Genomic DNA, 25,801 nt, shown 5'->3' with positions numbered 1-25,801 from the left:
GCAAGGCCTGAGCCTCGCCGTTCGGTCAGCCCCGCGCAAAGGTACGCGCATTATCCAGGAATTTGTTCGTCAATGCCTACGTTTGGTAAAGGGACGGTTTAGTGCGCTGCATCATGAAGCGACGCGGCCCGCGGGGGTAAGCCGCGGGCCGCGCATATCGCTACGCCGGCACTAGGTCTTGTCGCCGACCATCCGGCTGCCGGCCGCCTCGAGCTTCTGTTCGAGCGCTTCCATTCTTGCCGCGAGCTTTTTGCCGAGCGCGCCGAGATCGGCGTTGCTCTGGCGCAACTCCGGAAAGAGCGTCTTTTCCTCTTCCTCGACGTGATGGCGAACCATCTCGGTCAGTACCTTGAAGGTCGCATCGAAACCGCGCTGACCCGGCTTCAGCGTATCGAAGCGCGCGATCAGCGTCTTGACGAGAAAGTGCTCGACATAGGCTTCGTCGACATCGATCACGTCGCGGCCGCTCAGCGCGTCGTGAGCCGCCGGATAGAGAATTTCCTCCTCCACCATGGCGTGGACGGTCAGCTTCTCGCACGCGCGCTGCACCAGCGCGCCCTTCGCATCGAGGTCGTCATCGGCGGCGCGTTCGAATGCCTCGAACAGCTTGTCGACCGCGCGGTGGTCTTCTTTCAGCAGCGCAATCGCATCGGTGGTCGCTTTATCGGGGGTAGCGGTACTCATCGTGGCTCCTGTGGGGTCGGTGTCGGGCGCATCCGTAGGGCTTGCCCGAGGTTGGCGAGTGCGCTTGATGGCGCGTTCGTAGCGCCTTCGACGGCGCTCGCGTAAAGAATGCGCAAGGGACGTTCCACGGCTGCCCAGCGCGCGAGGCATGCGGGAATACACGCGGGAATAAAGCGTGCTGCGCCGTTCCCGCAACCATGGCGACCACCATCGCCTTACGCTCGGGAGCAATGAATCGTGACCACGCGCAGCGCAAAAATTCAGATCGGCATATCGGGCTGGCGATATGAAGGATGGCGCGGCACGTTTTACCCAAAAGGCCTTCGTCAGGCGGACGAATTGCAGTTCGCGTCGCGCGCGGTGCAGACGATCGAAATCAACGGCACGCACTACAGCCTGCAGTCGATCGACAGTTACCGGAAGTGGTACGGCGAAACGCCGGACGATTTCGTGTTCAGCGTGAAGGGCGCGCGCTACCTCACGCATATGCTGCGCTTTCGCGACGAAGCCGCACGCGCAGGCCTCGCGAATTTCTTCGCGCAGGGGCTGCTGGCGCTCAACGAGAAGTTCGGGCCGATTCTCTGGCAGTTTCCGCCTTCGTTTCGCTTCGACGCGGAGCGCCTCGAGCGTTTTCTCGCGATGCTGCCGCGCGACACGCAGGACGCGCTCGAGCTCGCCCACCGGCACGACAAGCGCGTACGCGAACCGTATCTCGCCATCGACCGGCCGCGGCGCCTGCGGCACGCGATCGAAATCCGGCATCCGAGCTTCGTCGACGCCGCGTTCGTTGCGCTGCTGCGCAAACATGGCGTGGCGCTCGTGGTTTCCGACTCGACCGAAGACTGGCCGCACGTCGACGACCTGACCGCCGATTTCGTCTATTTGCGGCTGCACGGCACGAGCGCGCGCTACTCGGGCTCGTACGACGACGCGGCGCTCGACACGTGGGCGCAACGCATCGACGCATGGGCGCACGGCGGCCAGCCGGCCGATGCGAAACTGATCGCGCCTGACAAGCCGCCGCGCAAGCGCTCGGCGCGCGACGTCTTCTGCTACTTCGACAACGACACGAAAACGGAGGCGCCGTTCGACGCGCAACGTCTGATGGAGCGGCTCGGCGTCGAGCCTGAAATACCTCATGTGCGCCGCGGCGGCGTGGCAAGCGCCGAAGACAGAGGGCGCAAGCAGGGCGTGCCGGTCAGGCGCCCGGCGCCATAGCAAACCGTTCACGCAAAAACTGCGTGAAGGCCCGGATCGTCACCGAGCTTTGCCGGTGCTGCGGATACACGGCGTATAGCGTGATCGGCGGCGACGCAAACGCTTCGAGCAGCGGCACGAGCTGCCCGCTCTTCAGCGCGCCCTCCACGATGAATTCCGGCAGCAGCGCGACGCCGGTGCCCGCAATCGCCGCATCGCGAATCACCTCGCCATTGTTCGCGCGCAACGGCCCGTGCACTTCGATATGGCGCACCGCGCCGTCGATGTCGAACCGCCATCCGGTACGCGCCTCCTCGCCGTACAGCAGGCACGGGTGCCGGGCGAGGTCGGCCGGCGTCATCGGCAGACGCCGCGTGTCGCGGTAGACGGGGCTGCAGCAGGCGATCATGCGGAATTCCGCGAGCTTCTGCGCAATCAGCGTCGAATCGGCGAGCGTGCCGATGCGCAGCGCCATGTCGTACCCCTCGCCGACCACATCGACGACACGGTCGCTCAGTTCCATATCGATGCGCACCTCGGGGTTCGAGCTCAGAAACGCGCCGACGAGCGGCGACAGGTGGACCATGCCGAACGACAACGGCGCGCTGATGCGCAACAGGCCGCGCGGATACGCGCGCTGCGACGACATCGCCAGTTCGGCGTCGGACACATCGGCAAGGATGCGCGTGGCGCGCTCGTAGAACTCGTAGCCGAGGTCGGTCACCGCGAGCTTGCGCGTGTTGCGCACGAGCAGCCGCACGCCAAGGCTCGCCTCGAGCGCCATCACGCGGCGGCTGACGAACTGCTTCGACAGTTGCAAGCGGTCTGCCGCGGCCGTGAAATTGCGCGCCTCCACGGTCGCGACAAAGATTCTCAGGTCATCGAGTTGCATCGGCTTGGCTTCCCGTTCGGTCTCGCCTTCTATTGTCAACTATATCAGGACAGTCAATCGCATTTAGTGTCGATTATAGCCTCCCTAATTGACCTAAACTTCGTTTCAACGCGTGTGGCTTTCACGCCTCGAATTGAAACCGCACCTCTTACGGAGATCGCCATGATTGAAATCAGACACGCCAGCGAACGCGGCCACGCCAATCACGGGTGGCTCGACTCGCACCATACGTTCTCGTTCGCGAACTACTACGACCCGAATCAGATCGGCTTCTCGGACCTGCTCGTGATCAACGACGACCGTGTCGCGCCGGGCCGCGGCTTCGGCAAGCATCCGCACCGCGACATGGAAATCTTTTCGTACGTGCTCGAAGGCGCACTCGAACACAAGGACTCGATGGGCACGGGCTCGGTGATCGTCCCCGGCGATATCCAGCTGATGAGCGCCGGCACGGGCGTCGCGCACAGCGAGTTCAATCATTCCGCGAGCGAACTCGTGCATTTCCTGCAGATCTGGATCGTGCCTTCGGTGAAGAACGCGACGCCGCGCTATCAGCAGCAGCATTTCGCGGCCGGGCAGAAGCGCGGCAAACTGCGGCTCGTGATTTCGCCCGACGGCGCCGACGGCTCGCTCGAAGTGCGCCAGGACGTGCGCGTCTACGCGGGCCTGTTCGACGGCGCGGAAGCGGCCGACATCGAACTCGCCGCGAACCGCTACGCGTACGTGCATGTCGCACGCGGCGCGATCACCGTGAATGGCGTGCGCCTGACCGAAGGCGACGGCGCGCGCATTCGCAATGAACGCGAGCTCGGCTTCAGCGCCGGCGACAACGCCGAAGTGCTGGTGTTCGACCTGCGCAACAACGAAGTGTCGGAGCTGTGATCGCGAACACGCATGCCGCGATCACCATTTATCAAGCGATATAACAGAGGAACAAACATGAAAAATCTGATCGACCAACGGCGCGACGCGATTCTGCTCGTCGCTCGCGTGCTGCTGATGGTGCTATTCGTCGTATTCGGCTGGAGCAAGCTAACCGGCTTTTCCGCAGCACAAGCCTATATGGCGACGACCGGCGCGCCGGCTCCGTCGCTGGCCGCGGCGATCGCCGTCATGATGGAACTGGGCGTGGGCGTGCTGCTCGCGGTCGGGCTTCTGACGCGGCCGCTTGCGTTGCTGCTTGCGCTCTATACGCTCGGCACCGCGCTGATCGGCCATCACTTCTGGACGCAAACCGGCATGGAGCAGTACGCGAACATGGTCAATTTCTACAAGAACGTCAGCATCATCGGCGGGCTGTTGTTGCTGGCCGTGACAGGGCCGGGGAAGTATTCGTTCGACAGGCGATAACGCCGGAACGCGGCGTAACGCACTGCGCCGGCTGTGGTTGAACGAAATTCCGGGCGGCCAGCGTGCCGCCCTTTTCGTTTTCGCGCCGCACGCCGAACCCTATTCGGCCAGACAGTAGAAACCGCCCAAGCGGTCGATCCAGATGATTTCCTGCGCCTCTTCGAGCCGGCGCCATTCTTCGTCCGTCACCATGATCTCGGCCTCGTCGCCGAGCTCGTAAAATTCTTCGTCTTCTTCGGTGAACTGCTGAATCTTGACCGTTCGCATCGCCGCACCTCGCGCTTGAGAGGAGTCGCACCCAGCGCGCTTCGCGTGCGGCCGGCGCGGTTCCCGACGCGGACATTCTACCGGCATTGCGCTCATGCAATATCAACTCGCGCGCGCTAAAAAAAGCGGGCGCGCTGCCCATGAAGGCAGCGCGCCCGCTTCATTTCCACGCCATTCGCGCGATCCGCGCTTGCGGCGAACACAACAGGTTCGCCGCCGCAGCGCGTCAAGCGTTGCTTAGAACTTGTGGCGCAGACCGAGGTTGACCATCGTCTGCGTCGACGTGCCTGCGTAGCCGTACGAACCGATCGACGCTTGCGCCGCCACGACTCCGCCGTTGCCGTCGCCCGTCTCGCCGCTTGCGTGCTGGTAAGCCGCCGTCATGTACACATCGGTGCGCTTCGACAGCGAGTAGTCGGCGCCGATCGATACCTGATGGTAGGTCGCCGAAGAATCGCCGTTCGACTTCGTATAGCTATAGCCGACGCCGAGCAGCATCGCCGGCGAAGCCTGCCAGTTGAAGAAGCCCTGCCCCGTGTTGTACTTCTCGTCCTCGCCGAACACCGACGAATTGTCGCGGCGGTATTGCGCGTTGCTGTAGCCGGCGCCGACCGTGAACGGCCCGAACACGTACTGGCCCGCGACGCGTGCGATCGCGAGCGAGTGAGCGGTTGCATAACCCGTGTTGATCGGACCGTCGAACGTGCCGTCGGACGTGCTCGTGAACGTGTCGCGAGCCGCAGCCGATGCCTGGCTGTTCGACGCATAGAAATAGCCGGCTGCCAACGACAGCGGACCCGTGTTATACGCCGCGGCAAACGCGTACGACTGCTCCGAGCCGGTCGAGCCGGCGATGCCGCCGAACGCGTACATTGCTTCGAACTGGAAGCCCGACCACACCGGCGACGCGTACTTGACCGCATTGTTCACGCGGAAGCTGTTGTCGTAGTTATCGACGTCGCCCGCGGTAGCGAATGCGCTGCCGAAGTAGTTGTCTGCGGTGATGCCTTGCACGAGGTCGATCAGCGGGTCGTACTGGCGGCCCAGCGTCACTGCGCCATACTGGGTGCTCGTCAGGCCGACGTAAGCCTGGCGGCCGAACAGGCGGCTGCCCTGGCCCAGTTGGCCCGTCGACGGGTTGAAGCCGTTCTCCAACTGGAAGATCGCCGCGAGACCGCCGCCGAGATCTTCGTTGCCCTTCACGCCCCAACGCGTGCCGGACAGGTTGCCGTTACTGGAGTTGCCGAGCGCCCACAGGTTCTGGCTGCCTTGAGCATGGTTCACGTACGTGATCGACGTGTCGATCGTGCCGTAGAGCGTGACGCTCGATTGCGCGTGCGCGGCCCCGGCGGCCCCTAGCATCGCCAGCGAAATGACCGAGAGGGAGGTCGTGCGTTTCATTATTTCTCCTTGCACTTTTAGTTGAGTGGACGCGAAGCGCAGACTACCCGTGCAAAGAATTAATGTAAAAAACGGCAAAAAGGCAGGTCTCGGATGCGCGACACGAGCAATTCGCGCATTATTTCTCTCTCGTCAATGGAGACTATCCAAACCCGAAACAATCGAGGTCTTTTTCGCGAACATTCGAGGCGATCTGGTCGAAAACGGACATACGCCTGACTCTCACCAAGCCTCACTGAACATCATTGCGAAAAATAGAATAAGTAATTTCACGGAACGAATAGCCGCGACAAATTGAACCGGCTAGAGTGCACTCGCTTCACAATATCCGTAGACAGCGGATATCCACGCATTTGCGCGGCTCAGGCCGCGCTTTTTTCTTTGGTGAAGCGTTTTTGTAAACGCGCGATAAAGCTTTATAAACGCCGACAATAACGTTTCAAAAAGCCTTTAAAGCGCGTTTTAAAACTGCCGCGGCGCTCAGCTCCCGCCGAGCAGCACGTTGACGTTTTTCAGCTTCGTGAATTCGAGCAGTTCGTCCTTCGACTCTTCGCGCCCCTGTCCCGACTGCTTGTGGCCGCCGAACGGCGCGCCGAGAATGTGCGTCGACGTATCGTTGATCCACACATAGCCCGATTCGATCGCCGCCGCGACACGGTGCGCGGTATCGATGTTTTGCGTCCACACCGATCCTGTCAGGCCGACCTCGAGGCCGTTGACCGTCGCGAGCATCTGCGTCTCGTCGCGCCAGCGAAAAACCGACAGCACCGGTCCGAAGATTTCATCACGGGCAATCGCCATATCGGGCTGCACATCGACGATGACGGTCGGCTCGATAAAGAAGCCATCCGCAAGCGCCGGCTCGGCCGGATGCCTGCCGCCGAGGGCAAGCGTCGCTTTCTGCGCGTGCGCCTTTTCGATGTAGTGCAGCGTGCGCTCGTACTGCGTTCGGTTGATCATCGCGCCCATCGTCGTGCGCATGTCGGTCGCGATGCCGGGGCGATACAGCGATGGCAGCTGCTTCACGAGCGCATCGACGAAGCGGTCATGAATCGAATCGTGCACGAACAGTCTGCTGGTCGAACCGCACGACTGGCCGCACCATGTGAAATTCATCCCCTTGATCGCACCGGCGACGGCTTTTTCGAAATGCGCGTCCGGATAGACGATCATCGCGTTCTTGCCGCCCAGTTCGAGCAGCGTGTGCTTCATCGTATCGGCCGCCGCGCGCAGCACGGCCTTGCCGGCTTGCACGCTGCCGATCAGCGCGATCGCATCGACGCCGGGGTGGCTCGCGAGCGCCGCGCCTGCATCGCGGCCGCCGACCACACAATTGAGGACACCCGGCGGGAACACGTCTTCGAGCAGCTCCATCAGGCGGATCGTCGACAGCGGCGCCTGCTCGGGGGGCTTCACGACGACCGTGTTGCCCGCGGCAAGCGGCGCCGCGATCTTGCCGGCGGCGAACATGAATGGATGGTTGAACGGGAAGATTCGCGCGACGACGCCGCGCGGCTCGCGCACCGTATAGTTCAACGAGCCATTCGATGTCGGTATCGTTTCGCCCTTTATCTCGAGCACGAGGCCCGCAAAGTATTCGAGCAGCTTCGCGCCGGCCTGCGCATCGAACATCATTGCGTTGACCGGATTGCCGCAATTCGCCGCATCGATCAACGCGAGTTCCTGCGCGTGACCGAGCACGCGCGACGCCGCCTCGCGCAGGCAGCGCGCCCGTTCGAGCGGCGGCGTGCGCGCCCATGTGTCGCGCGCGGCACGCGCGGCGGCCACGGCTGCGGCGACTTCTTCGATACCGCCGCTCAACACGTCGCGTAGCGGCTTGCCCGTCGACGGGTTCATGCAGGAGAGCGTCGCGGCGCCCGAAGGCGTGTGCCATTTGCCAGCCCAGTAGAGTCCGCCCGCTTTCGGCAAGCTAGACGGCACGCGCGGCGACAAATCGCCGTGCGCGGCTTGATTCGCCTCGATTCGATCGTTCATCGGTTATTCCTCGCTGATTCGCTGGTCGAGATATAACGTAGACGTTTGCGTGACTCGCCTATTCCATGGGCAATACAATCGAAAGCACATTGCGCTTCGTGAGCGGAATAGCGGATGCGCGGTGAATGTTCTTGTAGAAAGGCCACGAGCAGGAGCATTGATGAACGACATTGCGCAACGCATGCTTTCCGAAATCCGGGACCTTTCATCCGAACTCGCCGCTCGTGCCGCACAGATCGAAGCGGAACGGCGCTTACCGGCCGATCTCGTGCAGACGATGCGTTCGCTCGGCGTGTTCCGCATGTACGTGCCGCGCAGCCACGGCGGCCTTGAGCTCGACATCGAAGGCGCAATGGCGGTGGTCAGCGCGCTCAGCCGCATCGACAGTTCGATCGGATGGCTCGCCGGGATTGGCGCGACCGCGCCGCTCTTCGCCACGCGTTTGCCGCGCAAGATTTTCGATGAGATGTACAGCCGCGGCCCGGACGTGATCATCGCGGGCGCCGTGCAGCCTACGGGCACACTCGAACAAACGGCCGAAGGCTGGCGTTGCAGTGGACGCTGGGCATTTGCGAGCGGATGCCTGCATGCGGACTGGATGTTCGGTATCGGCATGGTCAGCGCAAACGGCTCGCCAGCGAACGGCACGAATGATGCGGGCGCTGCGCCGACGATGCGCGGCATGATGCTGCCGGCCGGCGCATGGCGCATCGAGGACACGTGGAGCGTCGCAGGGCTCGAAGGCACCGGCAGCCACCATATTTCGCTGATGAACGCGCCCGTCCCCGCGAGCCATCTGTTCGATCACATCAACGGCGAATCGTGCGTGGCGGGCCCGCTTTATCAGGCAGTGGCGCCGTTGCTCGCGCCGATGGGGTCGGCCGTGATGGTTGGCATTGCCGAAGGCGCAGTCGATGCGATCGTCGCGCACGCGAATACCGGTCGCCAGCAGTTTCGCGTCGCGACGGCCATGCGCGATTCGGAAATTTTCCTGCACGATCTCGGACGGATCGAAGCCGAACTGCGAGCGGCACGCGCATTTCACGAGACTCAGGTTCGCGCGCTGTGGCAGCGTGCGCTCGAAGGCACGTTGCAAGACGACGCGCTGTATTTGCAGGCCTGCCAGGCGGCGGTCTGGATTGCGCGGACATGCGTACAGATCGGCGACGCCTGCTTTGCACTAGGCGGCGGCGCGGCGATCTACGACGGCTCGCCGCTGCAGCGCCGCTTGCGCGATCTGCACGTTGCCGCGCAGCACGCGGCCGTGCATCCGCGCCACTACGTGTCGGCGGGAAAGTTGCTGTTAAGACGCGAGCATCCGATCGTATCGGGTTCCTGACTGTCCCATGCATAGCATCGACGAGTTAGCCTGAACGATTGGTCCGCGCTGCCGTGCGCCACCCTATACTCTGCGTTGCCGTCGAAACAGCCACGCCAGGGTCTCGCAGCCTGATCGAGGGAGGACACAGCATGACCAGCAACACCACGCAAACCGGGCCGCTCGAGCACGCCTCGCCGCGCGGCGTCGGACGCTTCGTCGTGAACACGCGGACTGCGTCGAGGCGCAAGCCGCGCCGGCCGAGCCGCACGTCAACAGGACGCGAAGGCACGAGCTACGCGGCAGCCGCGTTGTCCGCTTTCAATACTGTGACCAGACGGTCCATCAGTTCCGAACTCTTCTCGCCATCGTGGCGACAATTCTGCGTGCACCGCCGGCAAGCAAGGACGAGCGCGTCGGACATCAGACGCTGATGCAGCTGCTGCTGGACACCGCCGAGCATTATCGGCGCAGCGCCGAAGACGATCGCGCGCTGTTCGAGGTACTCGTGCTCGATGCCCGCAACATTCATGCAACCGATATGAGCGCCGGGGAAGCATTGAAACTGCTGGGCGAGCGGCGCACGCAGTCGGCACGCTACCAGGTGTGAGTGAGGTTTGCTCTTCCCGCATGACCGGTTCGATGCAGCGGTTCGATGCATGGGGTCAACCCAGCGGGTCAACCCAGCTGTTCAATCGCAGCGATTCCACGGCCCCGATTCACCGGTCTTCGCTCATCCCCGCGAGACGCGCCTCGCCCGCATCCTTCGCAGCGGCTGCCGTGCTGAACGATTCGTCGGAAACCAGCGACCGCCGCACATTCTTCGCGTCGAAATCGACGAGCGTGATGACCCAGACGAACCCGCCTGCCCGCTCCGCGGTCTGCACGAACGCGCGCAGATTGCCGTTGCTGCCATCAGATTTCATGATGACCTCCCGAAAAGCATTGCACTGAGAAATTGCGCCTGCCGGCGCGGTTTCGCACATCGCGTTCCCGCCCGGGCGCACGAGCCGCCACGTCAGCGCAACGAGCGCCGCGAACGCAACGTATGCGACCGTAAAAATCCACGCCGGTAATTCGTAATACAGCAGACGGCCGACCCAGCGCTGCACGAAGCCTTGCGTCGAGCCCGCATCGTGACGCAGCGCGTCTTCGAGCACGGTCAGCGGACACGCGACGCCCAGCAGCGCGAGCAACGCGACGATGCCGATCGCAGCAAGATGCACGCCACGAAATACTCGGCTGCGCACCCAGCGCCAACGGAAAGCCGCGCCGAGCCAGATCGCAGCGAGCCCGCCGACGATAAACAGCACGAGCGCCGCATGCACGACGAGTACGGCATCGGCAAGCGCGGTCATCGTGCCTGTCCGCTCGCCCGACCTTCAGCGCGCCGCCGTCACGACCTGCCCGGTTATGTTCTCTTCGACGCACTTGCGATACGCCTGCGCAACGACCGACGCGCGCACCGCATCCGATGCATCGCGGCCCATCTGCTGCAGCGTTTCGGCCACCCATCCCGGACTCACGACGTTCACTCGCAGCATGCCGCGCAATTCGAGTGCCGCTGCGCGCGCAAACCCTTCGACACCGGCGTTGACGAGACTGATGGCGGCGCCGCCCGGCATCGGATGTTGCGCGAGCGTGCCGCTCGTCAGGGTGATCGAGCCGCCCGGATCGATTTTCCGCATGCCGCAACGCACCAGATTGACCTGGCCCATTAATTTGTTGGCGAGACTAAAGGCAAAATCGCTATCCTGTAGCTCCTCGAGCGGCGCGAATTTTGCTGTGCCGCCCACACAGACAACTGCATCGAGCGGCCCCGCGTCGTTGTACATGGCGACGATCGACGCCTGATCGGACAGGTCCACTTTCAGTGCCGGGCCATTGCGGCTCGCACCGATCACTTCATGCTTCGGAGATAACAGCTCGATGATTTCCTTACCGAGGAGCCCTGTCGCTCCGACGACCAGTATGCGCATACCGCCTCCTGTACTCACGATGCATCGCGATGCATGCGGTAAGCGCGCAATGGCCGCGCGACGACCGCGCCGTGTTCCCGTGGCGATTCACGCTGTCATCCGCGCTGTCATTCTCGCTGTCATCCATTTCGCGAGCCTCGTGTTGCCCTATCTGATCGTTCTATCAGGCTTCGGCGGCCATGCGGGAGCCCGACTATTCTGTTCCGCCGGGTTCCTGCGTGCAACCACCCGACACACCTGAACCTGCAACTCGCCACGTCATGCACATGACTCAAACGATCGGTCCGAATCGCGACCTCATGCTGACCCTGTCGGATGTCGTCAAGCGCTACCCGGGCAATCCGCCGCGCACTGTGCTGAACGGCATATCGCTCGAACTGCGGGAAGGCGAGTGCGTCGCGATCGTCGGCGAGTCGGGCAGCGGCAAATCGACGCTGCTCAATCTCGCGGCGGGGCTCGACAGGCCCGACGCCGGCCGCATCGTGTTCGACGGCCACGATCTCGCCGCACTCGACGACGATCGCGCGACACGGCTGCGCCGCGCGCGCATGGGCTTTGTCTTCCAGGCGTTTCACGTGCTGCCGAACCTTACCGCCGCGCAGAACGTGGCGTTGCCGCTCCGGCTCAATGGCGTGCCGGCCGCCGATGTCGCCGCGCGCGTCGCGGCCGCACTCGCGTCGGTCGGGCTCGCCGATCGCGCGCACACCTTGCCGCGCGAGCTGTCCGGCGGCGAACTGCAGCGCATCGCGATCGCGCGCGCGCTCGTCCATCAGCCGCGCCTCGTACTCGCCGACGAACCGACCGGCAATCTCGATCACGACACCGCGGCGCGCATCCTGCGATTGCTGCTCGATATGACGCGCGAGTCGCGGGCCGCAGTGCTGCTCGTCACGCATTCGACAGCGGCCGCGGCGAGCGCCGATCGGGTGCTGCGCTTGACGCGCGACGGGCTGGCACCGAACGCGCCGCTGCATCTGCCACCTGAAGAGCGCGCACGATGAGCCGCAGCCGATGACCATGGCAGACATCCCGCAACGCTTGTCGCGCGCGTCCAAAGTGCGGTCCACTTCCGCGCGCGCGATGCTGTCGACCGCGGCGGCGCTGATCGCCGGGGAAAGCCGCAGCCATCCGCTGCGCGCGCTTGTCGCGATGCTCGCCATCGCGGCCGGCGTCGCGATGGGCTATGCCGTGCAATTGATCAACGGCGCGGCATTGACCGAGCTTGCGTCGACGGTGAACTCGCTGACGGGCGACGCGGACCTCACGATCCGCGGCCCGCGCAACGGTTTCGACGAGTCGCTGTATCCGCGTATCGCGCAACTGCCCGACGTCGCGGCCGCGAGCCCGGTCGTGGAAGTCGATGCGCGCGTCGTCGGACACGACGACGCGTTGAAGCTGCTCGGCGTCGATGTGTTTCATGCGGCGCGCGTGACGCCCGACCTGGTCGGACGCATCGAGCCGGCGAACCTGAACCCGAACTCGAACGAAAATCCAGACAACGGCCCGAACGCAAACGCGAGTGCAAACCGGCTCGATCTGCTATCGCCGGATACGGTGTTTCTGTCGCCCGCCGCGCTCGCGTGGAGCGGTCGCAAGGTCGGCGACACACTGACGGTGCAGGTCGGCCTGCGGCAGGTCGCGTTGCGCATCGCGGGCACGCTGCCCGCGTCGGGCACGAGCGCGCGCGTCGGCGTGATGGACATCGGCGCAGCGCAATGGCGGCTCGAACGGCTCGGCACGCTGCAACGCATCGATCTCAAGCTCAAGGCCGGCGTCGATGCCGCGCGATTTGCGCAGCGCATCGCGGCGCAGATGCCGGCCGGCGTCGCTGCCGTCTCGCCGCACGAGAACGCGCATCGCACCTCGCAACTGTCGCGCGCCTATCGCGCGAATCTGAACGTGCTCGCGCTCGTCGCCCTGTTCACCGGGGCATTCCTCGTGTTCACGATCCAGGCGCTCGGCTCGCTGCGACGGCGCACGCAATTCGCGTTGCTGCGCGCGCTCGGCGTGACGCGCCGCGGCGTGGTCGCGCTGATCGTCGCCGAAGGCACGGTGCAAGGCGTGATCGGCGCGCTGATCGGCGTCGCGCTCGGTTATGCGGTCGCGGCTGCCGTGCTGCATTTCGCCGGCGGCGATCTCGGCGGCGGTTATTTCGAAGGCGTGCACCCGCAGGTGCATTTCGACACGGCGGCCGCATGTCTGTTCGTCGCGCTCGGCCTCGGCGCCGCGGTGCTCGGCAGCGTCGCGCCGGCGCTCGACGCGGCGCGCGCGCAGCCGGCACAGGCACTCAAAGCCGGTGACGAAGAAACGAGTCTAAAAAAGCTGCATCGATCGCGCGCGCTGATCAGCGCGCTCGGCGCAATCGGTATCGGCATCGCGCTCGCGCGGTTGCCGGCCGTCGACGGTCTGCCGCTGTTCGGTTACGCGTCCGTCGCATTGCTGCTGATCGGCGGCGTGCTCACGATGCCGACCATCGCGCGCATCGTATTCGATGCCTTGCCGCGCACGCAGCATGCGTTGCCGCAGCTCGCGCTCGCGCAGCTGGCGCACGCGCCGGGGCGCGCGGCAATCGGGCTCGCGGGCATCGTCGCGAGCTTCAGCCTGATGGTGGCGATGGCAATCATGGTGTCGAGCTTCCGCATCGCCGTCGACGACTGGCTGCAACTGCTGTTGCCCGCCCCGCTCTATCTGCGCGCGGCGCCTGCCGGCGACAGCGGGTATCTATCCGCCGCGGACCAGGCCGCGATCGCGTCTACGCCCGGCATCGAACGCACCGAATTTCTGCGCGCGACGCAGATCACGCTCGACACGCATCTGCCGCCGGTCGCTTTGATCGCGCGTCCGATCGATCCGCGTCACCCGGCCGCGCGCCTGCCGCTGACGGGCACGCCGCTGGTTCCGCACGACGACGCCGTGAGGCCCGCATGGGTCAGCGAGGCGATGGCCGATCTGTATCGCCTGCATGTCGGCGATCGCATGGTGTTGCCGGTCGGCGGCCGTTCCGCGACGTTCACGGTCGCCGGTATCTGGCGCGATTACGCGCGGCAGTTCGGCGCGGTCGTGATCGATGAAGCGGACTACCGCAAGCTCGCGAACGATACGCGCGCGACCGACGCCGCCGTGTGGCTCGCGTCCGGCGTATCGACCGGACAGGCCGTCGAGCGCATACGTGCGCGCGTTGCGGGCGGCGATCGGCTCACGTTCTCCGAACCGGGCGAAATTCGCGCGGCGAGCCTCAGGATTTTCGACCGCAGCTTCGCGGTCACCTATCTGCTCGAAGCGGTCGCGGTGCTGATCGGCCTGTTCGGCATCGGCGCGAGCTTCGGCGCGCAGGCGCTGTCGCGCACACGCGAGTTCGGCGTGCTGCGTCATATCGGCGTGACGCGCGCACAGATCGCCGCGCTGCTCGTGATCGAAGGCGCACTCGTCGCGCTCGTCGGCGTCGCATCGGGGCTCGTGCTCGGAACGGGCATCGCGGCGGTGCTCGTCTATGTCGTGAACCCGCAGTCGTTTCATTGGACAATGACTCTGCATATGCCGTGGGCGCTCGTGATGACGCTCGCCTTTGCGGTCATACTGGCCGCCGCGCTCACTGCATTGTGGAGCGCGCGCTCCGCGCTGTCGGTCGATGCCGTGCGCGCGGTGCGCGACGATTGGTGAACCGACCACGATGAAACGCCGCACCTTCCTCGCATTGCCTCGCGCGCTCGCTTCGCTGCTGCCGGTCGTGGCGCTCAGGCCGCTTTTGAGGCCGCTTTTGAGGCCGCTTTTGCCCCCGGTTCCGCTTGCGTCCTTGCTGCCGCTGATGCGAGCGCAGCGCACGTTAGCGAAAGAGCCCGACTATCCGCCCGTCACCGCGGGCCGCACGCTCGTGTTTCCGCGCGACTTCGGCGCGCATCCGCAGTACCGCACCGAATGGTGGTACGCGACCGGCTGGCTGTTCGCCGCCGATCGCACCGCGCTCGGCTTTCAGGTCACGTTCTTCCGCTCGCGGCCCGCGCTCGACGATGCGAATCCGAGCCGGTTCGCGCCGCTTCAGTTGCTGTTCGCGAACGTCGCGCTCAGCGATCCGCAAGCGGGCAGACTGCAGCACGACCAGCGCTCGGCGCGTAGCGGCTTCGGTCTCGCGCAGGCGAGCGAAGCGGACACGAGCGTGCAGATCGGCGCATGGTCGTTCGTGCGCGACACACGTAACGGCGCATACAAGGTCGACATCGATGCCGCCGATTTCGTAATGGAGTTCGCGATGCAGCCGACGCAGCGCGTGCTGCTCAACGGCGCGCAAGGCTATAGCCGGAAAGGGCCGCTTGCGAGCGAGGCAAGCTATTACTACAGCGAACCGGCGCTGCGCGTGACCGGCATGCTCACGCGCAATCGCACCTCGGGCGGCAAGGCCGAGCCCGTGCAAGGTATCGCGTGGCTCGATCATGAATGGTCGTCGGCGTATCTCGCCGAGGAGGCGATCGGCTGGGACTGGATCGGCCTCAATTTCGACGATGGCGCCGCGCTGATGGCCTTCCAGATGCGCGACAAGGCGGCCCGCAAGTTCTGGGCAGGCGGCACGCTAAGGCGCGCGGACGGATCGTCGCATGAGCTCGCGCCGGCCGACGTCGTGTTCACGCCGTTGCGCTGGTGGCGCTCGCCGCATACCGATGCGCGCTATCCGGTGGCGATGCGCGTCGATGCGGGCGATCTGCATCTGACGCTGACGCCCCTTTTCGACGACCAGGAAGTGGATAGCCGCGCGAGTACGGGCGCGGTGTATTGGGAAGGCGCGGTAACGGTGACGGCGGCCGCACCGGCAACGCAGAGCGGCCCAGCGTCAGCAGCGGCCACGGCAACGGCCTCAAACGAAGCGGCGAAGCCGCTCGCGCGCGGCTATCTGGAACTGACCGGATATGTTGCGCGGCTGCAGTTGTGAGCGCAACTCAGCTTTCCGACGTCACGGGGTTGGGTCGCTCGACTCGCTCCACCGCCACCGGCGCGGCCGCGACGAGCCGCCCTTGCCGCTCTTCTTCCACGCGGCGCAGCATCTCCGCGGCTTGCCACGAGATCAGCGCGAGACAGCCGAAAATCACCTCGCGTATCCGTTTGACGAACGCGAGCGACAGCGCCGCATCGTGACTGACACCGAACATCTGCGCAAGCAGCACGACCGATGCTTCCTGCACGCCGAGCCCCGATGGCACGAAGAATGCCGCGTGGCGCACCGCTTGCGTAATCGCCTCGATCGCGACCGCGCCGCCGACCGACACCGGATGGCCGAGCAGCGCGAGCGCGACATACGCTTCGAGCGCGCCGAGCACATAGCCTGCGAGCTGCCACAGGAACGCGCGCAGCAGCAGGCCCGAGCGCACCATCAGCGCGTCGATGTCGGCATCGAGACGCTTGCCGTCGATACGCTGCAACAACGGATGCGACTCGCCGAAGAGCCGCCCGGCCCAGCGCTCGATCGCATGGAAAATGCCGCCGCGCCGCAAGAAGACGACCGCCGCGGCCGGCAGCGGCAACGACAGCAGCAGACCGAGCGTGATCGCATGCCAGGCGCCCGAGCGTTGCGCGGACGCAACGATCAGCACGATGCCGATCGCGGAGAACGCATACTGCACCGCGAGCGTTACGATCACTTCGACGATCACGCTCGCGCTCACGAAACTCCCGTCCGCGACCCGCCATTGCGCAAGCCGGATGCCGATCACTTCGCCGCCGATACCGACGACGGGCAGCAAGCGGTTCACCGCTTCGCGCACGGTCGCGACCCACAGCAGAAAACCGAGCGGCGCACGCCGGTCGAGCAATAACCGCCACGCCTGTGCGTCGAGCAGCAGCGGCAGCAGATGCAGCGGCACGAGCAGCAGCAACGGCCAACCGGCGTGCCGGATCATCTCGACCGCTTCGCCGACGCGCACATGCAGCGTCAGCGCGATCAGGATCGCGATCCCGACCGGCCAGCCGACGAAACGCAGCCACTTCATGACAGTACCGCCGCTTCGGGCAGCGCATCGCCGAACACATCGCCGAAGCCGCCGCACGTTGCGCCCGCCGCGCGCAGCGCCGACGCGACACGCGGCGACAGCAGCGCATTCAGCTCGTCGGCATGGCGATAGCTGCGCATGCCGTCGGACAGCGCGGCGTCGCCCGCCGTGGCCGGATGGCAATAGATTTCGCCGACGCCGTGCGGCAGATTCGCAATGGTTTCGAGCAGCACGGCTTCGTCCATGCCGCCCGTGTGCGCAATGCCGACGACGTAATCGTTGTGCGCGATGCGCGCGCGCCTGAGGCGCGTGCGCACGCTCGCCATCCACGGCCGGATCCATGCGGGCGAATGCGCTTCGTACGGCAGCCGCATCGCGCGCATGCCGTAGTCGCGGCCGATGGCGAGGATCATCGAGAGCACCGTCGGGTGCAGATGGAAATGCTTGTGCGTGTTCACGTGATCGAGCGGCAAGCCGGTCGCTCTGAATGCTTCGAACTGCGCGCGAATTTCCCGCGCAAGCTGCGTGCGCACGTGAGGCAGAAAGAAAAAACGGCAACCGTCGCGCACCATGTTGTCGCCGAAACGGCCCTGCGCATCGACGAGCGCGGGAATTTCGCCGCGCGGCAAGGTTGCCGCGCCGTCGGCCAGCACCAGATGCAGACCGACGCGCAAGCGCGGCAAACGCCGTGCGCGCTCGATCGCATCGCGTGCGGCCGGTGCGCCGACCATCAGGCTCGCCGCGGTCAGCACGCCGTGCAGATGCGCGCGCTCGACTGCATCGTTGACGCGCTCATGCAGACCGAAATCGTCGGCAGTCAGAATCAGCGCGCGGCCGGGCGGTGGCATAGCGAAGCTCACGCCTCGTGCGCCCTCAGGAAGCGGAAGAATTCGACGCCTTCGCGCAGACGCCGTTTCATCATCTCCCAGCTCATCAGCATCTCGCGCACGATCTCCCAGATCTTCGACGGGCGGAAGTAGAACTCGCGGTAGAACTGCTCGAGGTGGTGATAGATCTCGTCGCGCGACAGGTGCGGATAACCGATCGCCGCCAGTTGCACGCCTTCCTTGCTAACGAGGTTGATGACCTTGTTCTCCTCCATCCAGCCGTTCTCGACGGCCTGCTTGTAGAGCGTCGTGCCAGGATACGGCGCCGCGAGCGACACCTGAATGGTGTGCGGATTGATCTCCTTCGCGTACTCGATGGTCTTGCGGATCGTCTCCTGCGTTTCGCCCGGCAGGCCGAGGATAAACGTGCCATGGATCTTGATGCCGAGCTTCTTGCAGTCCGCGCTGAAGCGGCGCGCGAAATCCGTGCGCACCCCCTTCTTGATGTTGACGAGGATCTGATCGTCGCCCGATTCGAAGCCCACCAGCAACAGGCGCAGGCCATTCTCCTTCATGATCTTGAGCGTCTTGTACGGCACGTTGGCCTTCGCGTTGCACGACCATGTCACGCCGAGCTTGCCGAGGCCGAGCGCGATCGCTTCGGCACGCGGCGCGTCGTCGGTGAAGGTGTCGTCGTCGAACATCACCTCTTTCACTTCAGGCATGTTGTCGCGAATCCACTTTACTTCCTCGAGCACGTTCTCGACCGAACGCACGCGATAGCGGTGGCCGCTCACCGTCTGCGGCCACAGGCAGAACGTACAGCGCGACTTGCAGCCGCGGCCCGTGTAGAGCGACACATACGGGTAGTTCAGATAGCCGATGAAGTAGTTGTCGATCTTCAGATCGCGCTTGTAAATGGGCGCCACAAACGGCAGCGAGTCCATGTCCTCGAGGATCGGACGCGCTTCGTTGTGTTCGATCGAGCCGTCCCTGGCGCGCCAGGACAGGCCTTTGATTTCGGCAAACGGTTTGCCTTCGGCGATTTCCTTGCAGGTGAAGTCGAATTCCTCACGGCAGACGAAATCGATCGCCTCGGTCGCGGTGATCGAGTTGTGCGGGTCGACCTGCACTTTCGCACCGACCATGCCGACGACGATCGACGGCTTGTGCTTTTTCAGGTCTTCGGCGAAGAGCGCATCGGTCGGGAACGACGGGGTGCTCGTGTGAATGATGACGAGGTCGTACTGTTGCGCGATCTTCAGCGTTTGCGCGACGGAGAGTCCGTCGGCCGGCGCATCGAGCACGCGGCTGCCGGGCACGAGCGCGGCCGGCTGCGCAAGCCACGTCGGATACCAGAAGGAACGGATTTCTCGCTTGGCCTGATAGCGCGACCCTGCGCCGCCATCGAAGCCGTCATACGACGGCGCCTGCAGGAACAATGTCTTCATGACCGTCTCGCTACTCGTGTTCGCGCTCATGTTCATACTCATGTTCGTACTCACTCCGCCCTGCAATGTGTCAGCGTTGCGTTCATTCATGGAATTATCAGATATTTGTGCGCTCGGGTTTATCGGCCATCGGAGACTTCGAACACCTCGACCGTATCGAGCTTGGCCGTTCCGCTTTCTGCGGTCTGCGTCGTAACGGGAACCCGCGCGCCGCGCCAGATCACATAGGACCCGAACGCACCGGCGAGCCACTGTAACATCAGCAATGCGTCGCGCAGCGGGACAAGCGGCAGGTCGCGCCAGAACGTCCACCAGTTGCGCGTCGCATGAATATGCATGGAGAGCCGCGCGAGGCAGCCGGCGAACGTGATCGCCGTCATCGCCGCTGCGGCGAACGGTTGCATTCCGTCCGCTTCGAACGCGCCGGCGAGCCGCGCGCCGAGCAGCAGCCACGGCGACGTGAACGTGATGAACAGGAACGCGAAGCCCGCCGGATTGACCGAACGGATCGTGCGCAGCCAGCGCGTCTCGCGATACCACAGTGCGACAAGGCCCGGCTCGATCACGTCGGTCGCGACGATCACTTCGGACAATACCGTGCGCAAGCCTAGCGTGCGCACGTGGCTTGCCAGCCAGTAGTCGTCGGCGAGGCAATCCTTCAACGGCTCGAAGCCGCCGATTCTCTCGAACGTCTCGCGGCGCAGCGCGATCGTTGCGCCGAAGCCGAATTCGCGCGAGCCCGTTGCATGCGCAACGAGTACCGAAGGCAGAAACCATTCGTTGACGAACAGCGCGCCGACACGGGACCAGAAACCCTTGATGCCGGTCGCGCGATACAGACAGGTGACGACGCCGTTGCGCGGATCGGCGAGCGGCGCGCAAACGCGCTGCAGATAATCGGGCGCGACGGCAATGTCGCTGTCCGCCACGACGAGCAGCTCGTAACGTGCGTGCTCGGCAAGATTCATCAGATTACTGACTTTCAGGTTGCTGCCGTGCACGCGCGCATCGACCACGAGCGCGATGTCGCAATGCGGATACGCGGCCTGCAGCCGGCGCACGACGGCGATCGCCGGATCGTGTGCGGACGACACGCCGAACAGCAACTGGAAACACGGATGTGTCTGCTCGCAAAACGACGCGAGGTTTTCGTAGAGCCGCGGCTCCGCGCCGCACAGCGGCTTCAGTATGGTGACGGCGCCGAGCGCCGCGGGTACCGGTTGCGGCTGCCCTTTGTGCGGACGCGAGCGTGCCGTGCGCCGCAACAGGCCGGCCGCAAATCCTGCATAGACCGTCGCGCCGCAGCAGATGGCCGCAAGCAGCCACTGCGCATAAGACGTCCAGTTCGCGGTCATCGGGCACGAGCCTCCTTCGAGAAGCGCTGGAGGGCCGATCCGGTCGACAGACGAGACGTGCTCAGGCTGATTGGTCTGATTAACATCGAAGGCACTCCGCTCATGTCGTCGAATGCGAGCGTAAGGTTTGTATGTGAAGCGTAGATGTTCCAGCAGAATTTGCAGGCGTCGGAATAAAGGTTAGCCAAATAAGGACGCGCGTGCATCGACCGCACGCAAACCAAGCGTAGAAGAGCCTTATAGTGGAATGGCATGCTCCGCCCTCCGACGCGCGCAACCGCACTGGCGATCGCGTGGCTGACAATGGAGCGCTGCACCGTCGGCGGAATCGCCGGTGCAGGGTGTCTCTGGCAATGTTCGTTTCATCGATTGACTACGGCGCGCGCAAAAGAACACTTGCAATTCCGTCAGGATCGGCAAAGCCGCCCTTACGAAAATATAATTATTTCTTTCAATGAAAATATGCTGCGGAAAGCAAAGCCGCAGCACGAATACTAGCAGTCGTTTCTTAGCAAAACATTAAGCTGCATCAGCCGGCCGGCGTGCGTCACCCTGGCGCAGCAGTCTACCGCGTGCCACGAGAGACCCCTGTTTTGCAGTATTTTTAGATTAAAAACGACAGGTTTTGCGACAACGCTATGCGCCGACAACCCGGGACGCAATAGACTTTTTCGGTATCGAAAAAATAGAATTCCGAGGCTGCTTCAAATGCAACGCAATCACGTCATTCAAATCCTCGACATACAGTCCGATAATCGGGTGTTTACCGATATGACGAACGACGATGCAAATCCGTGCCTCGCGTGCGGCGCATGCTGCCAGCACTTTCGCGTATCGATGTATATGGGCGAAATGGCGGGTGCCGGCGGCACCGTTCCCGACGAACTGGTGAGCCGCGTGAACCCCTACATCGTATGCATGAAGGGTACCGAAGCAGGCTACGGACGATGCATTGCCTTACGCGGTGAAGTCGGGCAGCCGGGCATTCATTGCGCGATCTATGCGCGGCGGCCTTCGCCGTGCCGCGAATTTCGCGTCTGGGCCGACGACGGCTCGCCCAACCCCGATTGCCAGCGACTACGCGATGCAGTTGGCTTGCCGCCGCTATCCGCGATGCCGGTTTAGTCGCGAAGCATCGCTTTGCGCCGATGCCGGATTGCGTCGATCCGTCACGGCTATTTCACGTCGAACGTGTATTCGCCGTGCGTGCGGTGTCCATCGGATGCGACCGCCACCCAATGCACGGTGTACTGTCCGGCCGCCAGTCCGGACAAGGGCACACTGATCACCTTGGGCGTTTTCGCGTCGATGCGCGCCTTGCCGGTCGTCACCGGCTTGCCCGCCGCGTCGGTGACTGTCAGCGTCGAGAACGCGGGTTCGAGCGGACCGTTGAAGGTGATGCTGACCTGAGCGGGTGCGGATACCGTCGCGCCCGCGGCGGGCTCCTGCTTCGACGGGAATACGTGCGCGAATGCGGTCTGCGCGACAAGCAGCGCCGCGGCACCAAGTGCGCACAGGGTCGTGCGCTTGCGCGCGAGGGTCGATTCTTTCGGTTTCCGGAACATGAGGCGTCGCTGCGGTTATGGATGGATGCGCGACCGCATCGATCAGTCGTCGATGCGCAGGCGACGGCTTCGACACGGCGTGGCCGCTTGATGTTCCATAAGCGGTTCCAGAAGCGGTTCCAGACGCGGTTCCAGAAGCGGTCTCAATAGCGTTTCAGGCCCGTTTCAGCCGCTCGATCAGCGCGATACCGGCAGCCGGGTTGTGCTCCTTGAAACCGCTGATCACATACAGGAATACATCGCGCGGGCTTTTGCCGGCAGCCACCGGCTTCGCGACGGTTTCGAGGCCGGGTGGATGACCGCCCGACGCCCACGTTCGCATCCGCGCGGTCCATAGATCGAGTGCGGCGTCATCGTAGCCGCGCTCGGACGCGTCGGACGTGCCCATGATCCGCGCGTAGACGAACGGCGCGGTGAGATCGGCGATCTGCAAATATCTGGAATCCCCGGCCACGACGATCGCCACGCCGTGCTTGCGAGCAAGCGCAACAAAGGCCTCGTTGCGAAAGCTCTCGTGCCGCACTTCGACCGCATGGCGCAGCGCACGGCCCTCGGCCTCTTTCGGCAGCAACGACAGAAAGGCATCGAAGTCCTGCTCGTCGAACTGCTTGGTCGGCGCGAATTGCCAGTTGATCGGCCCAAGCTTGTCCTTCAGTTCGAGCACGCCGCTTGCGATAAAGCGCTCGATCGACTCGCCCGCTTCCGCAAGGATTCGCCGATGTGTCGCGAAGCGCGGCGCCTTCAGCGAGAAAACGAAATCGTCGGGCGTCTCGTCGTGCCACTTCGCGAACGATTCGGGCTTCTGCGATCCGTAGAACGTACCGTTGATTTCGATGGTCGTGAGCTGGCGGCTCGCGTATTCCAGCTCGCGTTTCTGCGCAAGGCCTTCGGGATAGAACAGGCCGCGCCACGGCGCGAAAGTCCAGCCGCCGATGCCCACGCGGATGGCGGAGCTCGTTGAACCGGCACCGCCGGCCGATTTTGCGGCGGCGGGCTGGGTGTTTGCCGTGGGCGCGGGTTTGCGGGAGGCAACCTTCGTGGCCGGCGCTCTTGTGGCCGGCGCTTTTGTGGCCGGCGCTTTTGTGGCCGGCGCTTTTGTAGCAGACGGCTTCGCAGCCGGCGCTTTCGAAGTCGCTGCCTGCTTAGCGACCTTCGTCGCTACCGCCTTCTGACCCGCCGCTCGAGCCGCCGTCTTGCCCGCCGCGCCCGATGCGCGTTTCGCCGGTGCCTTCGCGGCCGCCTTCGTGGATTTCGCCGCCTCTGCGGCCGGTTTGCGCGCTGCCATCGATGACGTCTCCCCTCATGCGTTCGACCCGCTCCAGTGTAGCGAATCGCGCGAGGCTGCGCGTCGTCCTTCGCACGCTATGACCGGTACGCCTCGGGCCGGCGATCGCGCAGCACATGGTTGAATGCATTGAGCTGGCGATGCCGGCGCGCATCGGCCAGATTCACCTGCGCGACAAGAATCTCCTCATCGGTCGCACTCGCGGGGCCGGCCACCGGCCAGCCGTGCGCATCGACGATCACGCTGCAGCCGAGGAACGGCTGGCCGCGCTCGTTGCCCACGCGATCCGCGGCCGCGACGAAAAGGCCATTCGAATGCGCGCCGCTCATCGCGAGCAGATTCGCCATGACCGGCAATCCGGCCGGCTGCGCGGGCATCGGTACCCAGTTGGTCGGCACGCACAGCATATCGGCGCCGCCGTTTGCAGCAAGCCGGAAGACTTCGGGAAACCAGATGTCGTAACAGATCGCGCATGCAATGCGCCCGAACGGCGTATGAAACACCGGCACGCCGAGATTGCCTGGCTCGAAGAACAGATTCTCGTCGCCCCACAGATGCAGCTTGCGGTAGTTGCCGAGCACGCGTTGCGGGCCGATGATCGCCGCCGAGTTATAGAGCACATCGCCGTCGCGCTCCGCATAGCCGGCGACCAGCGTCACGTCGAGACGCGCCGCCACGGCCGCCCATGCGCGAATGGTCTCGCCGTCGGCAAACGTCTCGGATAGCGCGAACGCTTCCTCGCGCGTCTCGAACACATAGCCCGAATTGCACAGCTCCGGCAGTACGATCAGACGCGCGCCGCGCGCATGCGCTTCTTCGATCAACGCGGTTGCGCGTGCAACGTTGTGCGCCTTCGCGCCGACTTCCGGCTGCATCTGGATGCAGGCGACGCCTACCTTGCTTTCACTGCCCGCAGTCATATAACCACACTCCTCGCAATCGGAGAGCGCATCGCATGCCAGCAATGCACGTTTTCATAAGCATGCGCAACCCGCAGCACGGTCGCTTCGTCAAATGGCTTGCCGACGATCTGCAGGCCAACCGGCAATTCGCGCGCATCGAAACCGCACGGCAGCGACAGCGCCGGAAGACCGGTCAGATTGAACGGATAGGTGAGCCGCCATGACGCGGCAAGCGGGCTTTCCTCGAGTCCGCCGGTGATCACCGACGCCTGGCCGCGATGCCATGCGGTCACCGGCGAGGTGGGCGTCACGATCGCATCGACGCGTTCGAACACCGCATTGAAGTCTTCGATCAGCACGGTGCGCAGCTGCTCGGCCTTCAGGTAATCGGCAGCCGTCACCATGCGGCCGATCTCGACGAGCGTGCGCACGTCGTCGTTCATCGCCGCTGTCGCACCTCGCTGCAGGCCGCGGTCGTGATAAGCGCTCGACGACGCGAGCTCGATGGCATAGATCGCGCCGAGCCCGTATTGCAGATCCGGCACTTCGAAATCGACGATTTGCGCGCCGAGCGCGGCCAGATCGGCAATCGCCTGTTCGACGCGCGCTTCGACGTCGACTTCGTTCGCGCCGAAAAAGTGATTGCGGCACACGCCGATGCGCAAGCCCGCCACGCCTCTCTCGAGCTGCGCGGTGAAGTCGGGCACGGGCACGTCGGCACTGCCGGGGTCGCGCGCGTCGAAACCGGCCAGCACGTTGAGCATCAACGCGGCGTCGCGCACGGTGAGCGCAAGCGGGCCCGCATGATCGAGCGACCAGCTATGCGGCACGATGCCGGCGCGGCTCACCCGGCCAAAGGTCGGCTTGAGGCCGACCACGCCGCACAGGCTCGCCGGAATACGGATCGAGCCGCCGGTGTCCGAACCGAGCGCGCCGAATGCGAGGCCTGCCGCGAGCGCCGCGCCGGAGCCGCCGCTCGAGCCGCCGGGAATGCGCGACAGGTCCCACGGATTGCGCGTCGGCGGCGTCTCCGTGCCCCAAGCGAACTCGTGCGTGCGAGTCTTGCCGATCAGCACCGCGCCCGCCGCGCGCAGGCGCGCGACGGCGGCCGAGTCCTCGTCGGGAAACACGTAGCCTGGTGCGCGGCTGCCCGCGGTGGTCGGCATGCCGGCCGTCAGGTAATTGTCCTTGATCGCGATCGGCACGCCATGCAGCGGTCCGCGCCGCTCGCCGCGCGCGATTTCCGAGGCGCAGCGCCCGGCGTCTGCCCGTGCATGCGCATTAAGTCGGAGGCCAAGCGGTCTTAGGAAGACAAAACATTCTACCAACTCCTTGGCTCACAGAACGACATGGCTACG

General features: G+C 64.5%; 24 protein-coding genes and 1 pseudogene. 9 read left to right on the top strand and 16 right to left on the bottom strand.

Annotated elements, in window-relative coordinates; translation table 11 throughout:
* Window positions 1-171 precede the first annotated feature (171 nt).
* Window positions 172-684, bottom strand: coding sequence for a hemerythrin domain-containing protein (locus QYH69_RS31765; RefSeq protein WP_308835629.1), 513 nt, complete (start codon window positions 682-684; stop codon window positions 172-174).
* A 237-nt stretch (window positions 685-921) separates the two neighbouring features.
* Between QYH69_RS31765 and QYH69_RS31760 the strand changes: the two genes are divergently transcribed.
* Window positions 922-1,902: a DUF72 domain-containing protein gene (locus QYH69_RS31760; RefSeq protein WP_308835628.1), complete on the top strand. Its 981-nt coding sequence runs from the start codon at window positions 922-924 to the stop codon at window positions 1,900-1,902.
* Here the strand turns inward: QYH69_RS31760 and QYH69_RS31755 are convergent.
* The gene (locus QYH69_RS31755; protein WP_308835627.1) at window positions 1,883-2,773 is read right to left on the bottom strand and encodes a LysR family transcriptional regulator; all 891 of its coding nucleotides are present in this window, start codon (window positions 2,771-2,773) and stop codon (window positions 1,883-1,885) included. The two genes, QYH69_RS31760 and QYH69_RS31755, sit on opposite strands and share 20 nt — an antisense overlap.
* A 162-nt stretch (window positions 2,774-2,935) precedes the next feature.
* On the opposite strand from QYH69_RS31755, the gene QYH69_RS31750 reads away from it, so the two are divergent.
* Window positions 2,936-3,655 (top strand): pirin family protein, encoded by a 720-nt coding sequence (locus tag QYH69_RS31750; protein ID WP_308835626.1) that lies wholly within the window; start codon window positions 2,936-2,938, stop codon window positions 3,653-3,655.
* 57 nt (window positions 3,656-3,712) lie between these two features.
* Window positions 3,713-4,123, top strand: a complete 411-nt coding sequence (locus QYH69_RS31745; protein ID WP_308835625.1) for a DoxX family protein — start codon at window positions 3,713-3,715, stop codon at window positions 4,121-4,123.
* 99 nt (window positions 4,124-4,222) lie between these two features.
* On the opposite strand, the gene QYH69_RS31740 is transcribed toward QYH69_RS31745, so the two are convergent.
* The 3 genes from QYH69_RS31740 to QYH69_RS31730 form a co-directional block, all read right to left on the bottom strand.
* Entirely contained in the window at window positions 4,223-4,390 is a 168-nt protein-coding gene (locus tag QYH69_RS31740; RefSeq protein WP_308835624.1) for a hypothetical protein, read from the bottom strand.
* Window positions 4,391-4,627: 237 nt separating this feature from the next.
* A complete protein-coding gene (locus tag QYH69_RS31735; RefSeq protein ID WP_308835623.1) occupies window positions 4,628-5,791 on the bottom strand; it encodes a porin in 1,164 nt (387 codons plus the stop codon).
* A gap of 480 nt (window positions 5,792-6,271) precedes the next feature.
* Complete coding sequence (locus QYH69_RS31730; protein ID WP_308835622.1) at window positions 6,272-7,786, bottom strand: aldehyde dehydrogenase family protein; 1,515 nt, start codon at window positions 7,784-7,786, stop codon at window positions 6,272-6,274.
* A 160-nt stretch (window positions 7,787-7,946) separates the two neighbouring features.
* Here QYH69_RS31730 and QYH69_RS31725 point away from each other — a divergent pair, with 160 nt between their 5' ends.
* Window positions 7,947-9,125 (top strand): acyl-CoA dehydrogenase family protein, encoded by a 1,179-nt coding sequence (locus tag QYH69_RS31725; protein WP_308835621.1) that lies wholly within the window; start codon window positions 7,947-7,949, stop codon window positions 9,123-9,125.
* Between the two features lie 349 nt (window positions 9,126-9,474).
* Window positions 9,475-9,714 carry a hypothetical protein gene (locus tag QYH69_RS31720; RefSeq protein WP_308835620.1) on the top strand — a complete coding sequence of 80 codons (240 nt, stop codon included), beginning with the start codon at window positions 9,475-9,477 and terminating at the stop codon, window positions 9,712-9,714.
* A gap of 109 nt (window positions 9,715-9,823) precedes the next feature.
* Here the strand turns inward: QYH69_RS31720 and QYH69_RS31715 are convergent, their stop codons facing one another.
* The 3 genes and pseudogenes from QYH69_RS31715 to QYH69_RS31705 all read right to left on the bottom strand — a co-directional run bounded on the left by QYH69_RS31715 (window position 9,824) and on the right by QYH69_RS31705 (window position 11,083).
* Window positions 9,824-10,030, bottom strand: coding sequence for a hypothetical protein (locus QYH69_RS31715; protein WP_308835653.1), 207 nt, complete (start codon window positions 10,028-10,030; stop codon window positions 9,824-9,826).
* Window positions 10,031-10,168: 138 nt separating this feature from the next.
* Window positions 10,169-10,462: pseudogene (locus tag QYH69_RS31710) on the bottom strand (DUF2784 domain-containing protein); the annotation flags it as partial.
* A gap of 24 nt (window positions 10,463-10,486) precedes the next feature.
* Window positions 10,487-11,083, bottom strand: a complete 597-nt coding sequence (locus QYH69_RS31705) for a short chain dehydrogenase (RefSeq protein WP_308835619.1) — start codon at window positions 11,081-11,083, stop codon at window positions 10,487-10,489.
* Window positions 11,084-11,382: 299 nt separating this feature from the next.
* Here QYH69_RS31705 and QYH69_RS31700 point away from each other — a divergent pair, with 299 nt between their 5' ends.
* The 3 genes from QYH69_RS31700 (at window position 11,383) to QYH69_RS31690 (ending at window position 16,004) form a co-directional block, all read left to right on the top strand.
* Window positions 11,383-12,084 carry an ABC transporter ATP-binding protein gene (locus QYH69_RS31700; protein WP_308835652.1) on the top strand — a complete coding sequence of 234 codons (702 nt, stop codon included), beginning with the start codon at window positions 11,383-11,385 and terminating at the stop codon, window positions 12,082-12,084.
* Between the two features lie 16 nt (window positions 12,085-12,100).
* Window positions 12,101-14,743 (top strand): FtsX-like permease family protein, encoded by a 2,643-nt coding sequence (locus QYH69_RS31695; protein WP_308835618.1) that lies wholly within the window; start codon window positions 12,101-12,103, stop codon window positions 14,741-14,743.
* Between the two features lie 145 nt (window positions 14,744-14,888).
* The gene (locus QYH69_RS31690) at window positions 14,889-16,004 is read left to right on the top strand and encodes a lipocalin-like domain-containing protein (protein ID WP_374992540.1); all 1,116 of its coding nucleotides are present in this window, start codon (window positions 14,889-14,891) and stop codon (window positions 16,002-16,004) included.
* Window positions 16,005-16,011: 7 nt separating this feature from the next.
* Here the strand turns inward: QYH69_RS31690 and QYH69_RS31685 are convergent, their stop codons facing one another.
* The 4 genes from QYH69_RS31685 to hpnI form a co-directional block, all read right to left on the bottom strand.
* Complete coding sequence (locus QYH69_RS31685) at window positions 16,012-17,058, bottom strand: lysylphosphatidylglycerol synthase domain-containing protein (RefSeq protein ID WP_308835616.1); 1,047 nt, start codon at window positions 17,056-17,058, stop codon at window positions 16,012-16,014.
* A complete protein-coding gene (gene hpnK, locus QYH69_RS31680; RefSeq protein WP_308835651.1) occupies window positions 17,055-17,906 on the bottom strand; it encodes a hopanoid biosynthesis-associated protein HpnK in 852 nt (283 codons plus the stop codon). Before hpnK ends, QYH69_RS31685 begins: the two co-directional genes overlap by 4 nt.
* An 8-nt stretch (window positions 17,907-17,914) precedes the next feature.
* Window positions 17,915-19,336, bottom strand: coding sequence for a hopanoid biosynthesis associated radical SAM protein HpnJ (gene hpnJ, locus QYH69_RS31675; RefSeq protein ID WP_308835615.1), 1,422 nt, complete (start codon window positions 19,334-19,336; stop codon window positions 17,915-17,917).
* Window positions 19,337-19,455: 119 nt separating this feature from the next.
* A complete protein-coding gene (gene hpnI / locus QYH69_RS31670; RefSeq protein ID WP_308835614.1) occupies window positions 19,456-20,691 on the bottom strand; it encodes a bacteriohopanetetrol glucosamine biosynthesis glycosyltransferase HpnI in 1,236 nt (411 codons plus the stop codon).
* 771 nt (window positions 20,692-21,462) lie between these two features.
* Here hpnI and QYH69_RS31665 point away from each other — a divergent pair.
* Window positions 21,463-21,816, top strand: coding sequence for a YkgJ family cysteine cluster protein (locus QYH69_RS31665; protein WP_308835650.1), 354 nt, complete (start codon window positions 21,463-21,465; stop codon window positions 21,814-21,816).
* 50 nt (window positions 21,817-21,866) lie between these two features.
* Here the strand turns inward: QYH69_RS31665 and QYH69_RS31660 are convergent, their stop codons facing one another.
* From QYH69_RS31660 to QYH69_RS31645, 4 genes are all read right to left on the bottom strand, one after another.
* Window positions 21,867-22,256, bottom strand: coding sequence for a copper resistance protein CopC (locus QYH69_RS31660; RefSeq protein WP_308835613.1), 390 nt, complete (start codon window positions 22,254-22,256; stop codon window positions 21,867-21,869).
* Between the two features lie 154 nt (window positions 22,257-22,410).
* A complete protein-coding gene (locus QYH69_RS31655; RefSeq protein WP_308835649.1) occupies window positions 22,411-23,202 on the bottom strand; it encodes a DUF72 domain-containing protein in 792 nt (263 codons plus the stop codon).
* A gap of 416 nt (window positions 23,203-23,618) precedes the next feature.
* A complete protein-coding gene (locus tag QYH69_RS31650) occupies window positions 23,619-24,461 on the bottom strand; it encodes a nitrilase family protein (protein WP_308835612.1) in 843 nt (280 codons plus the stop codon).
* A complete protein-coding gene (locus QYH69_RS31645; RefSeq protein ID WP_308835611.1) occupies window positions 24,458-25,771 on the bottom strand; it encodes an amidase in 1,314 nt (437 codons plus the stop codon). The genes QYH69_RS31650 and QYH69_RS31645 overlap by 4 nt, the downstream gene beginning before the upstream one ends.
* Window positions 25,772-25,801: the final 30 nt, after the last annotated feature.

The sequence above is a fragment of the Paraburkholderia sp. SARCC-3016 genome, assembly GCF_031119615.1.
In the GTDB taxonomy this organism is placed as follows: Bacteria; Pseudomonadota; Gammaproteobacteria; order Burkholderiales; family Burkholderiaceae; genus Paraburkholderia.
This window is presented reverse-complemented; position numbering and strand designations above follow the sequence as displayed.

Excerpts from the sequence above, each read along its gene's own strand:
- QYH69_RS31765 (WP_308835629.1), bottom strand. The coding sequence starts at position 684 with ATGAGTACCGCTACCCCCGATAAAGCGACCACCGATGCGATTGCGCTG.
- QYH69_RS31755 (WP_308835627.1), bottom strand. The coding sequence starts at position 2,773 with ATGCAACTCGATGACCTGAGAATCTTTGTCGCGACCGTGGAGGCGCGC.
- QYH69_RS31750 (WP_308835626.1), top strand. The coding sequence starts at position 2,936 with ATGATTGAAATCAGACACGCCAGCGAACGCGGCCACGCCAATCACGGG.
- QYH69_RS31745 (WP_308835625.1), top strand. The coding sequence starts at position 3,713 with ATGAAAAATCTGATCGACCAACGGCGCGACGCGATTCTGCTCGTCGCT.
- QYH69_RS31740 (WP_308835624.1), bottom strand. The coding sequence starts at position 4,390 with ATGCGAACGGTCAAGATTCAGCAGTTCACCGAAGAAGACGAAGAATTT.
- QYH69_RS31735 (WP_308835623.1), bottom strand. The coding sequence starts at position 5,791 with ATGAAACGCACGACCTCCCTCTCGGTCATTTCGCTGGCGATGCTAGGG.
- QYH69_RS31730 (WP_308835622.1), bottom strand. The coding sequence starts at position 7,786 with ATGAACGATCGAATCGAGGCGAATCAAGCCGCGCACGGCGATTTGTCG.
- QYH69_RS31725 (WP_308835621.1), top strand. The coding sequence starts at position 7,947 with ATGAACGACATTGCGCAACGCATGCTTTCCGAAATCCGGGACCTTTCA.
- QYH69_RS31715 (WP_308835653.1), bottom strand. The coding sequence starts at position 10,030 with ATGAAATCTGATGGCAGCAACGGCAATCTGCGCGCGTTCGTGCAGACC.
- QYH69_RS31705 (WP_308835619.1), bottom strand. The coding sequence starts at position 11,083 with ATGCGCATACTGGTCGTCGGAGCGACAGGGCTCCTCGGTAAGGAAATC.
- QYH69_RS31700 (WP_308835652.1), top strand. The coding sequence starts at position 11,383 with ATGCTGACCCTGTCGGATGTCGTCAAGCGCTACCCGGGCAATCCGCCG.
- QYH69_RS31695 (WP_308835618.1), top strand. The coding sequence starts at position 12,101 with ATGGCAGACATCCCGCAACGCTTGTCGCGCGCGTCCAAAGTGCGGTCC.
- QYH69_RS31690 (WP_374992540.1), top strand. The coding sequence starts at position 14,889 with ATGCGAGCGCAGCGCACGTTAGCGAAAGAGCCCGACTATCCGCCCGTC.
- QYH69_RS31685 (WP_308835616.1), bottom strand. The coding sequence starts at position 17,058 with ATGAAGTGGCTGCGTTTCGTCGGCTGGCCGGTCGGGATCGCGATCCTG.
- hpnK (WP_308835651.1), bottom strand. The coding sequence starts at position 17,906 with ATGCCACCGCCCGGCCGCGCGCTGATTCTGACTGCCGACGATTTCGGT.
- hpnJ (WP_308835615.1), bottom strand. The coding sequence starts at position 19,336 with ATGAAGACATTGTTCCTGCAGGCGCCGTCGTATGACGGCTTCGATGGC.
- hpnI (WP_308835614.1), bottom strand. The coding sequence starts at position 20,691 with ATGACCGCGAACTGGACGTCTTATGCGCAGTGGCTGCTTGCGGCCATC.
- QYH69_RS31665 (WP_308835650.1), top strand. The coding sequence starts at position 21,463 with ATGACGAACGACGATGCAAATCCGTGCCTCGCGTGCGGCGCATGCTGC.
- QYH69_RS31660 (WP_308835613.1), bottom strand. The coding sequence starts at position 22,256 with ATGTTCCGGAAACCGAAAGAATCGACCCTCGCGCGCAAGCGCACGACC.
- QYH69_RS31650 (WP_308835612.1), bottom strand. The coding sequence starts at position 24,461 with ATGACTGCGGGCAGTGAAAGCAAGGTAGGCGTCGCCTGCATCCAGATG.